Origin of the sequence: Bifidobacterium sp. SO4 (assembly GCF_018555355.1) — a bacterium.
In the GTDB taxonomy this organism is placed as follows: domain Bacteria; phylum Actinomycetota; class Actinomycetes; order Actinomycetales; family Bifidobacteriaceae; genus Bifidobacterium; species Bifidobacterium miconisargentati.
Window position 1 is genome coordinate 61,018 of the sequence record NZ_JAFEJP010000002.1, and the last position, 12,501, is coordinate 73,518.

At 66.6% G+C, this 12,501-nt stretch carries 8 protein-coding genes and 1 tRNA gene; 7 read left to right on the top strand and 2 right to left on the bottom strand.

Translation table 11 applies throughout. From position 1 onward, the window contains the following. Nucleotides 1-74 precede the first annotated feature (74 nt). Nucleotides 75-719 carry a 5-formyltetrahydrofolate cyclo-ligase gene (locus tag JS536_RS01725; protein ID WP_240544200.1) on the bottom strand — a complete coding sequence of 215 codons (645 nt, stop codon included), beginning with the start codon at nucleotides 717-719 and terminating at the stop codon, nucleotides 75-77. Nucleotides 720-868: 149 nt separating this feature from the next. On the opposite strand from JS536_RS01725, the gene JS536_RS01730 reads away from it, so the two are divergent. The 5 genes from JS536_RS01730 to JS536_RS01750 all read left to right on the top strand — a co-directional run bounded on the left by JS536_RS01730 (nucleotide 869) and on the right by JS536_RS01750 (nucleotide 9,448). Beyond that, nucleotides 869-1,462: a GNAT family protein gene (locus tag JS536_RS01730; protein WP_109057881.1), complete on the top strand. Its 594-nt coding sequence runs from the start codon at nucleotides 869-871 to the stop codon at nucleotides 1,460-1,462. 91 nt (nucleotides 1,463-1,553) lie between these two features. Further along, complete coding sequence (locus JS536_RS01735) at nucleotides 1,554-2,885, top strand: magnesium transporter (RefSeq protein ID WP_214355547.1); 1,332 nt, start codon at nucleotides 1,554-1,556, stop codon at nucleotides 2,883-2,885. A gap of 298 nt (nucleotides 2,886-3,183) precedes the next feature. Next, on the top strand, nucleotides 3,184-3,477 hold the full coding sequence (gene groES, locus JS536_RS01740; RefSeq protein ID WP_033890546.1) for a co-chaperone GroES: 294 nt from the start codon (nucleotides 3,184-3,186) through the stop codon (nucleotides 3,475-3,477). 233 nt (nucleotides 3,478-3,710) lie between these two features. Next, complete coding sequence (locus tag JS536_RS01745; RefSeq protein ID WP_240544201.1) at nucleotides 3,711-4,694, top strand: MoxR family ATPase; 984 nt, start codon at nucleotides 3,711-3,713, stop codon at nucleotides 4,692-4,694. Between the two features lie 113 nt (nucleotides 4,695-4,807). Beyond that, a complete protein-coding gene (locus JS536_RS01750) occupies nucleotides 4,808-9,448 on the top strand; it encodes a transglutaminaseTgpA domain-containing protein (RefSeq protein WP_214355548.1) in 4,641 nt (1,546 codons plus the stop codon). A 247-nt stretch (nucleotides 9,449-9,695) separates the two neighbouring features. On the opposite strand, the gene JS536_RS01755 is transcribed toward JS536_RS01750, so the two are convergent. After that, nucleotides 9,696-10,928: an aminotransferase class I/II-fold pyridoxal phosphate-dependent enzyme gene (locus tag JS536_RS01755; RefSeq protein ID WP_214355549.1), complete on the bottom strand. Its 1,233-nt coding sequence runs from the start codon at nucleotides 10,926-10,928 to the stop codon at nucleotides 9,696-9,698. 120 nt (nucleotides 10,929-11,048) lie between these two features. Here JS536_RS01755 and JS536_RS01760 point away from each other — a divergent pair, with 120 nt between their 5' ends. Both JS536_RS01760 and JS536_RS01765 read left to right on the top strand, forming a co-directional pair. Continuing rightward, complete coding sequence (locus JS536_RS01760) at nucleotides 11,049-12,128, top strand: histidinol-phosphate transaminase (RefSeq protein ID WP_214305076.1); 1,080 nt, start codon at nucleotides 11,049-11,051, stop codon at nucleotides 12,126-12,128. Nucleotides 12,129-12,418: 290 nt separating this feature from the next. After that, nucleotides 12,419-12,500, top strand: a tRNA-Tyr gene (locus JS536_RS01765). The last annotated feature ends 1 nt before the right edge of the window (nucleotide 12,501 follow it).

Consider the following 12,501-nt stretch of genomic DNA (forward strand, 5'->3'; position numbering starts at 1 on the left):
CGTGCATGACGCGCAGCCATGCCAGGCAACCGTTCATATCCTAGTCATTGCCCTGACACTTCGCCCGTGGAATATCAGACCTCACGAAGAGCCCGGAATCCCGCCGAAGTAAGCACCGCATCGGCCGGCACGTCATGGGATTCGGCAGGCAGATCGTCGTCCAGCACCTCCCACGGCCAACACACGGCGACCAACGGGCATCCGGCGCGGCGGGCGGCGAGCGCCCGGTCGTACCAGCCGGCGCCACGGCCCAGACGGTAGCCACGCGGATCCACGCCCATCGCCGGAGCGATCACCAGATCGCATTCGGCGAGCGCCTCGGGCGGCAGCACCTGTCCCTCCGGCTCGTCCGGGCGCAGGTGCCCCGGCTGGTTCACGGTCTCCAGCGCATCCAGGCTGTCCAGTACGCTCCAGCCGATCTCGCGTCCGGAACCCAATCGCGGCACCAGCACCCGGCATCCCTCCGCGAGCAGCATGGCCAGCAGCGGCCGCGTCTCCATCTCTGAACCCATCGACACGTACGCGGCCACCGTCACCCCCCGTGCCGCGTCGTCCCGCGCCTCGCCGTCCGTCCCTGCGACCGTCCGCAGCAGCTCGGCGGGGAACCGTCGGGCCAGATCCTCGCCCGCGGCTGACCGCTCCTCGGCCGTCGTCAGCTTGCGCCGGGCCAGCGCCCGATGCCTCAACTCATCCTTAGAAACATTGGAAGAACCGTTCATACCGCACAACCTAGCACCGCCGGCGGTGTGGAGGGCGGCGACCATATCGTGGGCCGGACCGGCGAACCCCGCGCGAATCGCTAGAATTAGGGGCCGTGTCAGTTTTCCAGTCGATCAAAGAGGCGTTCAAACCGGATCATCAGATCCGCATGCCGCGCCTGAGCCACCCCGGTTTCCCCATCGTGCTGCGTCCGCTGACCATGGACGATGAGGAACTGTGGGACGAGGTGCGCTGGCGCAACAACGACTGGCTGGCCCCCTGGGAGTCCGGGGATCCGATGCACGGCGCCGCCATCACCTTCAACCAGTGGATCCAGCGCCAACGCCGCAACGAGCAGCACGGCACGGGCGCCCAGTTCGTCATCGAATACCAGATGCGGATCGTGGGCCAGATCTCGATCGGGGCCATCGCGTACGGTGCCATGCGCACCGGCGTGGTGGGCTACTGGGTCGATCAGGCGTACGCCGGCCGCGGGTTCGCGCCCATGGCCCTCGCCATGCTGGCCGACTGGGCGCTCGGCGACCCGTTCGGCCCGGCCCTGCACCGTCTGGAAATCGCGATTCTGCCGGAGAACGCGCGCTCGCTGGCCGTGGTGCGCAAGGTCGGCGCCCATCATGAGGGGCTGCGCGAACGGTACATGTACGTCAACGGCAAGTGGCGCGACCACGTCACCTTCTCGCTGTTGGCCGAGGACATCGGCTCGGGGTTCGCGGCCCGACTCGCCGCGAACGGACTGCATTAACGCGGCCGCGGCCCGTGATTACGCCATATCCCCCCGACACGCCCGAGACGGCAACACCAAGTTCGTCGGCGGGTCTCCTATTCTTGACTCTATGGGTTACGAGTCACTAAGCACTGTTGTCGTGCTGGTGATAGTGGCGATCATCATCGTCGTTTGGCTGCCCGTACGCACGGCCAACGGCATGAAACGCGCGACCGAACATCGGCAGGATCGTTACTCGCCCTCCCTCCACATCGTCGAGGCTGAGAGCGGGACGCGGTTCGGCGACGTCAAGCCGCATCAGGCGAAAGGGGCACCAGTGCCGGCATCATCACCGTCAGCGAGGCTGACACCTGAGCATATCGCCCGCGTTCGCGAGCTGCGGCGCGCGGCCATTCGCCGTCGCCAGCTGCTCGCCGGGGCTTTGGCCGCCGTGTCCGTGCTGGTCTTTGTGCTGGCGCTCGCGTTGCATTTCAGCACCCTGTTCACGCTGATTCCGCTGGCGTTGCTCGCCGTGGTGCTGGGTTTGGGGGCCCGTGCCGCGCGTCAGGCCCGCCGTTGGGAGGTCAAGGCGCAGCGGGCGGAGCGTGCCCGCGCCCGTAAGCTCAAGGCCGCCAAGGCGGCGAAGGCCCAGGCTGTGGAGGCCGCCAAGGCCGCGGCCGTTGCGGCCGGTGCCCGGTCCGCGCAACTCGCGTCCGGTGACGCCGCCCGTGAGGAGGCCGCCACCGAGGTGATGGAGCAGCGTCAGATTCGCCGCGCCCTGCATGACGCCGAAATCGAGCAGGCCAGGGCCAAGGCGCTGCGTGCCGCGGCCCGTGCCGCCGCGCAGGCTGAGGCCGAGGCTTCGGCGGCCGCTGATGCAAACGTTGCCAGCGAGTCCGGTGCCGTCCAGGCCGATGCGTCCGCGCAGTCCGGCGATGCGACCGCCGCCGGTGAGTCCTCGGTCGAGGCCAAGCAGGACGTGGAGCCGTCGCTCACCATGCGTGACGAGCGCGACGAGGTCGCGGACGACGCCACCTCAGAACTGGCTTCCGTGCGCCCCGCCCGCGCGCTGGACGTGTTCGACATGGCCACCGCCTCCCAGGATCTCATCTCCTTCTCGCTCGGCGAGGCCCGCAACGAGGGCAATGCGCCCCAGGAGCCGGAAAGCCGCGAGATCAAGTCCACCAAGCAGGTGTCCAAGGCCGAACCGGTGGGTCCGGAGACCGCCGAGCAGCTTATGGACGAGGCCAAGGTGGTCAAGGCCGCCGATGACGCGAAGGCCGCCAGCGAGGCCCAAGCCGCCAAGGACGCCGAGGACGTGCGAGCCAAGGAGGCCGAGGAGGCCGCCAAGCAGGCCGCGTTCCACGAGTCCGAGCAGCGCGCCGAAGTGGAGGCTCCGGACGCCACCAGCGAATCGCTGAGCGTTGGTCTCGACTCCATCCTCGCCCGTCGCGGCAACTGACCTTTTTGGCTCCCCTCACTGAGAGGAGCTGGCAGTGTAGCTGACTGAGAGGAGCGACGGCTCATCCGCAGTGCTCCCCTCAGTCCCACTTCGTTCGACGGCTCCCCTCACCGAGGGGAGCCGTCGCATATCTCCGACTTTTCTCTCACAGCGTTAGCACTCAAGTTGGCAGAGTGCTAACAATCGCGCTACCATGTGTCCTAGCGCAAAGGGACAACGCAAGTGATCGTCAGCCTCTTGAGGCGTTCTGGCGCGGCATTATCGAACTGAACTACAAGCAGATACGAGGTGACCCACAGTGTCGATTAAGCTCACACCGTTGGAAGACAAGATCATCGTCAAGCAGGCCGAGGCCCAGACCCAGACCGCGTCCGGTCTGTACATCCCGGACAACGCCAAGGAGAAGCCGCAGCAGGGCGAAGTCCTGGCCGTTGGCCCGGGCCGCCGCGACGACAAGGGCGAGCGCATCCCGATGGACGTCAAGGTCGGCGACAAGGTGCTGTACTCCAAGTACGGCGGCACCGAGGTGCACTACGAGGGTGAGGATTACCTCATCATCGGCGCCCGCGACGTGCTGGCCATCCTCGGCTGAGCAACGCGCATCACGCTTTGCAGGACCCCGGTCACAGCGGCCGGGGTCCTTTCGTATGCCGTCATGGCCAGAACAGACGGGGAGTCGGTCGCGAAACAGGCTGAGAGGCAACGCGATGAGGACGGTCGCAGATGCGCCCCTGTCATGCACGCCGTGCATGGCGGGCTCAGCGCTCGGCGTATTTGAGCGGGCCGGCGCGCCGCACGTACACTGGATAGCGGATTGAAGTCGCTATGAAAGAGGCTGTCATGCTCGACGCGCCCACCGCACCCGCCATCGCCCACCCGTCCACGCTCGCCGATCTCGCCGACACCCTCGAACAATCGCTGTCCTGTTCGCGTGAGGTCATCGATCTCGTCGTCACCACGTTCGCGGCCGGCGGCCACCTGCTGCTCGAGGACGTGCCGGGCGTCGGCAAGACCACGCTCGCCCGCGCCATGGGTCGTGCCATCGACGGCGAATCGCATCGCATCCAGTTCACCCCGGACCTCCTGCCCAGCGACCTGACCGGCGTGAGCATCTACTCGCAGGACACGCGCGACTTCGAATTCCATCCGGGCCCGCTGTTCGCCAACATCGTCATCGCGGACGAGATCAACCGCGCGAACCCCAAAACCCAGTCCGCCATGCTGGAGGCCATGAACGAAAGCCAGATCAGCGTGGACGGCGTCACCCACGCGCTGCCGGACCCGTACTTCGTCATCGCCACCCAGAACCCCATCGAACTCGAGGGCACCTACCCGCTGCCCGAAGCCCAGCTCGACCGCTTCATGTCCTGCGCCAGCTTCGGCTACCCGTCCGCGCAGGCCGAAGCCGCCATGCTCACCTCCGCGGACTGGTCGCGACCGCTCGACCGCGTGCGCCGGGTGTGCACCGGTCCCGAAACCGTCGCCATCCGCGCCACCGTACGCGGGGTCACGCTCGCCGGACCCGTGGCCGATTACCTGGTCGCCATCATCCGAGCCACCCGCGCGCGCGAAGGCATCCGTTACGGCGCCTCGCCGCGCGCCAGCCTGCACCTGGCAGCCATGGCCCGCGCCCGCGCGTTCATCAACGGCCGCGACTTCGTGCTGCCGGACGACGTGCAATCGTTGGCGGTGCCCGTGCTCGCCCATCGACTGGTTTTGGACGACGCCGGCTTCGGCGCGTCCTCACTCGACCGTGCGCGTGGCATCATCGCCGACATCGTGTCCGCCACTCCTGTGCCACGGGCGTGACCATGGCGCTCCACAGGAAGCAGCGTGGGGCAGCGGCCCCGAAGAATGCGCCGGCCGGCGGTGGGACCAGTTCGGAAGGCCGTCGACGCATACGTTCGCATGGTATGCGGCGCATGATCCGGCACGGTCTGATCCGACCCACGTGGGGAGGCCTGGTGCTGCTCGCCGCGGCGTGCGGCTGCTGCTTCGGCGGACTGCTGCTGGATGAACGCACGCTGATGGACGTGACCATCGCGCTCGCGGTGGTGTTCGTATGCGCGCTGGCAGCAGTGATACTGCAGTGGCTCGGAGTGATCGCCATCGGGGACCCCAAACTCACCCGGCAGATCGAACAGCGTGACAGTCACGGCAGCACCGTGGCGCGCGTGACGGGGGAGTTGCCCGAGCGACGCGGCTGGTACGTCACCGTGAGCACCGTGGTGCGGTGGAAGTCGCCGCTGGGACTGATCGCGGCCCGCAAGGTCGTGCCCGACGACGGGCAGACGCTGGTGCTGCCGACCACGGACGAGCAGGGCGCTTCCGGCACGTCCGCGGTGGACAAGCGGCATGTGGGTTCCAGCCAATCCGAACATTCCGGTGGCGTGCGCGCCTATGCGCCGGGCGACCCGCTCAAACTCATCTCCTGGCGTCACACCGCCCACCGGGGCGAGCTCATGACCCGCGAATCCAGCCGGGACGTGCGGACCACCGCCCTGCTGGTGCTCAACACGGGCGACGTCACGGGCGAACGGCTCGACGCCGAAGTCGCCGCGCTGCTGCCGTGGGCCCGCGCCTCGCAGAACGCCGGCCGGGCGGAGCGGCTGATCGTCACCGACGGCGTACAGACCTTCGAAGGGCTTGACGGCGTCGAGCGGTTCCTTGCCGCCGTGCAGCCGGATGCCGCATCGGTTGTCTCGGTCGCTTCGACAGACGCGGCAGCGTCGGCTGCACCGGAAAGCGGAAAGCATCGGACAGGACGCGAGAAAGAGCCGGATCCCGGCATGCTGCCGTCGGCGTCCATGCGCGCGGCCGCCATCGCACGGACGGCCATGAGCGGTCAGGGACCCGTGCGTGTGATGGTCTGCGACGCCGCGGACGGTCAGGAACTCGCCGCGGCATTGCGTCGCACTCCGATAGCCGACCGTCTGACGGTGCTTGCCCCGGCCGTCCAGAAGCCGGCCGCGGAGCCGACGTACCAGCGCATCGTCATCCAGGAGCCCTCCGGCGTGGGGCGCCGAATCCGGACTGGTGCCGACGGTGCTCGGTGGGAAGCGGACTTGGCGCCAGCGGACGGCGGCGTACGGTCGCCGCGCCTGACGCAACGTCTGCTGCCCGGCATCACGGGCGCATTGGCGCTGCTGGCGTTCTTCGGTGTGGCACTGAAAGGTCTTTCCGGCCTCATCGCCCCCGACGGCGCGTGGATGTGGTTTGCTGGCGCGTTGCTGGGCGTGGCCGCGCTGGAGATTTCCGCGGCCAACGCCGTGGGCGATTGCCTGAGCGGCTCGCAACGAAAGCCGCGTGGCAGAAAAGCCCGGTCCGATCGGTCCCGCGGAGCGTCCGCGGCAAAACCGACAGTCGAACCGGTCTCCGCTCCGGCCCCGCGCGCCACCACGCATCCGGTGCTGCGATTCGCGGCGTACACGGTGCTCACGCTCGTCGCCACGGCGATACTGGCCGTCGTGCGCTTCCGTGTCCTCGCCGCCGACGCGCTTGAACGCATCGCCGAAGAGGAGGTCTCACAGGCCGCGCAGCAGAGCGCCGCATCCGGCCTCGTCACCGGCTTCGCATCCCGATGGCGGGTCTTCACCACCATGGTCGAGGCCGGATTCGACCAGCTCAACCTCCAGCTGCCGCCGCTCAAGGTCTCCGCATACAGCGACCTGTTCCTCATCCTGGTGGTGGCCGCACTCGCCGTCGCCATCCGGCTCATCCTCGCCTTCCGGCCGCTGATCCCCGTGATGGTCGCGCTGCCGGTGGCCGCGCTCGCCGCCGACTACGCGCTGGTGGGCCATCTCGCGCCCCTGTGGGCCATCGGACTGACCGTGGCCGCCCTGCCGTTCGCGCTTGCCGCCGCCCATCCGCGGCGCTTGCATCCCGTACTGCGGTTGAACGGTGCGACCACTGCGGAACAGCAGACGAAACAATCGAGGCCAAACCGTCTCGGCACCGGTGCCGGACCGGTCACTCGTGGCCTTGCGGGAGGTCGTGCCAACGGCGGCACCCCGGCGATCGCCCTCACCGCCACCCCGCTCCTCGCGGCCGTGCTCGCCGTCGCCATCACCCTGCCCCTGACAGGCCCGGCCGCCGCATTGGCGTACCGCGTGCCCCTGTCCATCGGGGAGGGCGGCGGCATGTTCACCTCGAACACCGTCAACCCGATGATCGACCTCAAACGCAACATCGCCGCCGGCTCGGACACCACGGTCCTGACCTACCGGGCCTACAAGCGCCTCTACCTGCGTCTGACCACGCTCGACAACTTCGACGGCGACACCTGGGGCTACGACCGCGAATTCGCCCTCGACGCGGGCCTCTACGGCTCCGGCATCCAACTCGGCCGCAACAGCGAGGACGAACTCTCCAGTTACGACCGCATGATCATGAACCCGCTTGGCGCCTATATGTCCGCCCTCGGCTACACCGGCTACGACGTGGCCACCACCAACTCGAACACACTCGAACAGTTCATGGTCAGCGCCAACATCCGCATCGACACCCTCAAATCGCGCTTCCTGCCCGTGCCCGGCAACGTCACGTACATGGAGAACGGCCCGGGCAGCGACTGGCTCCTCTACCAGGACGGCACGGTGTACAACCGCAGCAACGGCACGTCATCGGACCTCGAATACGACGTGGACGGCAATGCGATCACCCCCATCACCTCATCGTCCGGGTTCAGCCAGCTGTCCCTGATCACCAGTGCGCAGGACGACCTGCTGGGCGGTTCGGAAGTCAGCGACGAAAACCGGGCAGCCTGGTATCAGGCCCGCCGCGACCTGGTGGGAACCGGTCTCGCGGAGATCAGAAGCGACTCGATGGGCGATTTCCTCCTCATCAAGGCCACGCTCAACGCCGATGGCAGCGTGACGGGAGCGAACGGATGGCGGCTCGGATCCGGCAGCTTCCGGGGCGAGAACCTGACATTCGCCGATGGCACATCCGCGGCCATACCCTCCAACGTGGTGTTCAACGAGACCGTCGTGAACCAGCTCGGTCTTGGCAGGGACGGGTACGTGCTCGGATTCGGCTTGGGCGGCAACGTGGCGATCGTGGCCCCGCTGGACGATTCGGCGTCCGAAACACAGGACAATCTGAATTCCGATGACGACGAAGCCATCTCCTCGTTCTATGGCGAGGGCATGTGGGCCGGACGCGCCTTCGCCATCCTGCAGGACTCCGGCATGAACCTGTCCGCCTACACCACGGTCAACGGCAGCATCTCCGAAACCGTCCCGTACGCCGAGCGCATGCGGCGGTACGTGGAGGCCAGCGACAAACGCGCCCATAAAAACCGGTACACCTCGCTGCCCAAGAAGCTGCCCGACAACGTCCAGGCCGTCATCGACCAGGCGCAGGCCGCGGGCGTGCCCATCAAGGGCTCCAGCTACGACGACCAGGTGCGCGCCATGCGCTGGCTGGTGGACTACTTCACCAACCCGAACAACAAGTTCACCTATTCGCTCGACGCCCCCGATGGTGACGGACGCGACAACCTCGACGTGCTCGACGATTTCCTCGACCCGGAAAACGGGCATGCGGGTTATTGCCAGCATTATGCCTCCGCGCTCGCCGTGCTCGGCCGCGCGCTCGGCGTGCCCACGCGCATCGTGCTCGGCTACAACGCCGGCGTGGGCGAACGGGAGAAAAACGGCTACTTCACCGTGCAGTCCAAGCAGCTGCACGCCTGGACCGAGGCCTACCTCGACGGCGTGGGCTGGGTGCCGTTCGACGTGACGCCCGCCACCACCGAGAACGGATCCGCCGCGTCCGACGCCGATTCATCCGATACCGGCGATTCGTCCGCCACCACCGGCGATTCCGGTGACAATACGTCCGACACGACCACGCAGGACCAGTCCGGCGACGAATCGATCGATGCGTCCGGTGACACCGCCGATCAGTCCGACAAGTCTGATTCGTCCGACGACGCCAAATCGCAGGACGCGAAGGCCGATGCCGGCGCCTCCAGCAGTGGTGACGGGTGGATGGCGTGGCGCATCCCGGACTTCGCCGCATGGCCGATGTGGGCCCGTGTGCTGCTGGGCTTGCTTGCCGTGATGGTGCTGACCGGCCTGTGCTGGGGTGTACCGAGGCTGTGGCGTTGGATGCGCCGACGCCGGGTGTTCGCGGCCATCGCGCGGGCCGAAGCGCGCGGGGCCGCCGCGGAACCGTCCGGACAGGTGGCGGATCAGGGGAAGACATCGGAATACGACGATCTGGCCGCCAAGGCCTGGCGCATGACATGGCGTGAGGTGCAACTGACCGCGCGGGCCAACGCGAAGTCCCGGTTGAGGTTCCGTCGCAAGCCCGGTTCGGAGCCGGAGCCGGATTCGGGCTTCAAGCCGGGCCTAAAGCGTGGGACCGAGTTGCGGTCAATCTTCAAGCCCAGTCCGAACCAGACAGATATGGATATCGCCCGCATCCTCGCCGAGCAATGCCCCGAACAGGCCGATTTCATACTGCTTGCGGCCCGCAACGCCACAGCCGCCGCCTTCCACGGCACCACCGCCCCGGTGGCAGACCTGTCGCGGAAGCTCAAGGCTTTCCTGAAGTAGCGGCAGTAGACGTTTTCTGGCTCCCCTCGCTGAGGGGAGCTGTCGTCGTAGACGACTGAGGGGAGTAGCGGAGACATCGCAAACTCCCCTCAGCGAGGGGAGCCAGAAAAGAAAAGGCTCTGTTAAACCAAGATTGACATGGCCCTTATTCTTGGCTCCCCTTGTCAGGGGAGCTGGCGGCGAAGCCGTCTGAGGGGTAGTCAGACATGGATTTATGTCAATTTTGGTTTAACAGAGCCAAAGAAAATCACACCTCGAACCCGGCCTCAACCAGCGCGTGGTCGATGTCGCGGATCAGGTCGTTTGTATCCTCGAGACCCACGGCCAGGCGGAAGAAGCCGCGATGGAACTCCGGCGGGTACAGGTACTGGCGTTCGTCGTCCTCGCCGAGGAACACGATGAGGCTCTCATCATGGCCCAGGGACACGGCGGACGTGATCACGTTGAGCTTGGAAACGAACCGGTTGTGCCCGTCATGGTCGGTGTCCAGACCGAACGCCAGCACGCCGCCGAAGCCGGAATCCGGGCGGGCCAGCTGCGAGACGGCCACGTCGTGGTGCGGATGCGACTCCAAACCGGGGTACGAGACGAACCGCACGGACGGAATCCGCTCCAGATGCTCGGCGATGGCCTGTGCGGAGGCGTTGTGCTGACGGATGCGCAGGGGAAGCGTCACCGAGCCGCGGTTGATGAGCCAGGCGTTGAACGGCGAGATGATGCCGCCGAAGTTCACCTGCGCGGTGAAACGGATCTCGTTCGTGCGCGCCTTGGTGGTGGCGATCACGCCGCCGAGCGCGTCGCCATGGCCGTTGATGTACTTGGTGAGCGATTCGATGACGATGTCCGCGCCCAGGTCGAGCGGACGCACGTTGTACGGCGAGTTGAAGGTGTTGTCCACGGAGACGAGGATGTCCGGATTCGCCTCATGCGCGATGCCCGCGATGGCGTGGATGTCCGAAACCTTGAGCGTGGGGTTCGCCGGTGTCTCGATATGCACGAGCTTGGTGTTGGGGCGTAGGGCCGCGCGCACGTTCTCCGGATCGGAGGTGTCCACGATGGAGGTCTCGATGCCGTACTTCTCCGGCAGGATCTGGTTGAGCAGACGGTAGGCCGCGATGTAGGTGGTGTCCGAGAAGATCGCGTGGTCGCCGCGGTTCAGGAACGTGGTGAACGTGGCCGCGAGGGCCGCCACGCCGGAAGCGAGCACCACCGCGTCCTCGGCGCCTTCGAGACGGGCCAGCTTCTCTTCCAGATAACGCTGGTTCGGGTGGCCGTTGCGGGTGTAGAGGTTCACGTCCGAGCTGGACCAGTTGATGTCGGATGGGTCGTAGGGCAGCGCGTAGGCGTTGGCGAGCGTGATGGGGCGGCGGATCGCGCCGGTTTCGGCGTCGACCCCGTTGCCGAGGTGGATGGAGAGCGTACCGAAGCCGAGCGGCTGGTCGTCGAAGGATTGTCCGTGGTGCACGAGATCTGAGGTCATGGCTTCAGCATGCCAGTGCCCGCCGTGGCTCGCAAGCGGCCAAGAACCCCTCAAAACCGCGTCATTCCGGGCTTTGAGAGCCGTCTATAAGAAAAACGGAAAACGGTATAGGATGAGGCCATGAGTTTCAAACATCGCAGTATCATCGATTCCATCCCCGCCTACAAGCAAGGCAAGCCCGCCCCCAAGGTCGAAGGCCAGCGCTCCTTCAAGATCTCCAGTAATGAGAACGCCTTCGATCCGCTGCCCAGCGTGGTCGAGGCCATCGAGAATCACGCGCTGCCGCACCTCAACCGCTACCCGGACATGCGCGGCTGGGCCGTGGTGGAGCGTCTGGCCGGCGAGATCGGCGTCAAGCCGGAGAACATCGTGCTCGGCTGCGGCTCCACCGAGGTCATCACCATGCTCGTCCAGCTCGTGGCGGGCCCCGGCGACGAAGTGGTCTACCCGTGGCGCAGCTTCGAGGCGTACCCGATCATCGTGACCGGTGCCGGCGCCACGAGCGTGCAGGTGTCCAACCTGCCGGACGGCTCGCATGACATCGACGGCCTGATCAACGCGATCAACGAGAAGACCCGGCTGGTGATCGTCAACAACCCGAACAACCCCACCTCCACCTCCGTGTCCGACGCGGACGCCCGCCGCCTCATGGAGGCCGTGCCCTCCGACGTGTTGGTCCTGTTCGACGAGGCCTACTTCCAGTTCAACACCGATCCCGACACGTCCGTGGCCATGGACCTGTTCCGCGAGTACCCGAACGTGGTGGTGGCCCACACCTTCTCCAAGGCTTACGGTCTGGCCGGCCTGCGCATCGGATACGCCGTGGCCCCGGAGGACGTGATCGAGGGCATGCGCAAGGTGGCCCTGCCGTTCGGCGTGACCGATGTGGCCCAGACCGCCGCGCTCGCCAGCCTGGACGCCTACGACGAGCTGACCGACCGTGTCAAGTCCATCGTCTCCGAACGCAACCGCGTGGTGGCCGCGCTGAAGGACCAGGGCTGGGAGTTCCCCGAACCGTACGCCAACTTCTTCTGGCTGCCGCTGGGCGAACGCACCGACGCGGCCGCCTCGCGCTTCCTGGCCGCCGGCCTGTCCACGCGCGTGTTCTCCGGCGAGGGCATCCGCATCTCCATCGGCGAGGCGGAGGCCAACGATCTGGTGATCGACGTGTGCGCCCAGCTCAAGGCCGCCGGCTTCTGATCTTTGCCGGTGCCCGGTGCCCGGTGCCCGACGTTCGACGTCTGACTCGCGCCCGGACGACACGCCGAAGCGGACGGCGGGGTCGGTGTTCGCCGACGCCGTGCGCTACTGAAGCACCCTGTTGAAGGCCCTCGAACCGCAAAAACGACACGCCGATAGAACGGCTTCGTTGCAACGGTTTGAGGGCCTTTGCGCAAGGTCGATTTGCATTGGTCGCAGATTCTTGCTTTAATAGCCAAGTTGCCTGACGAGGTCAAGCCAAACGGCCTGGCCAAGACGGGAAACAGACTGGCGGATTTCCCAAGCGGTCAAAGGGAGCTGACTGTAAATCAGCCGCTTCGTGCTTCAGTGGTTCGAATCCACTATCCGCCAC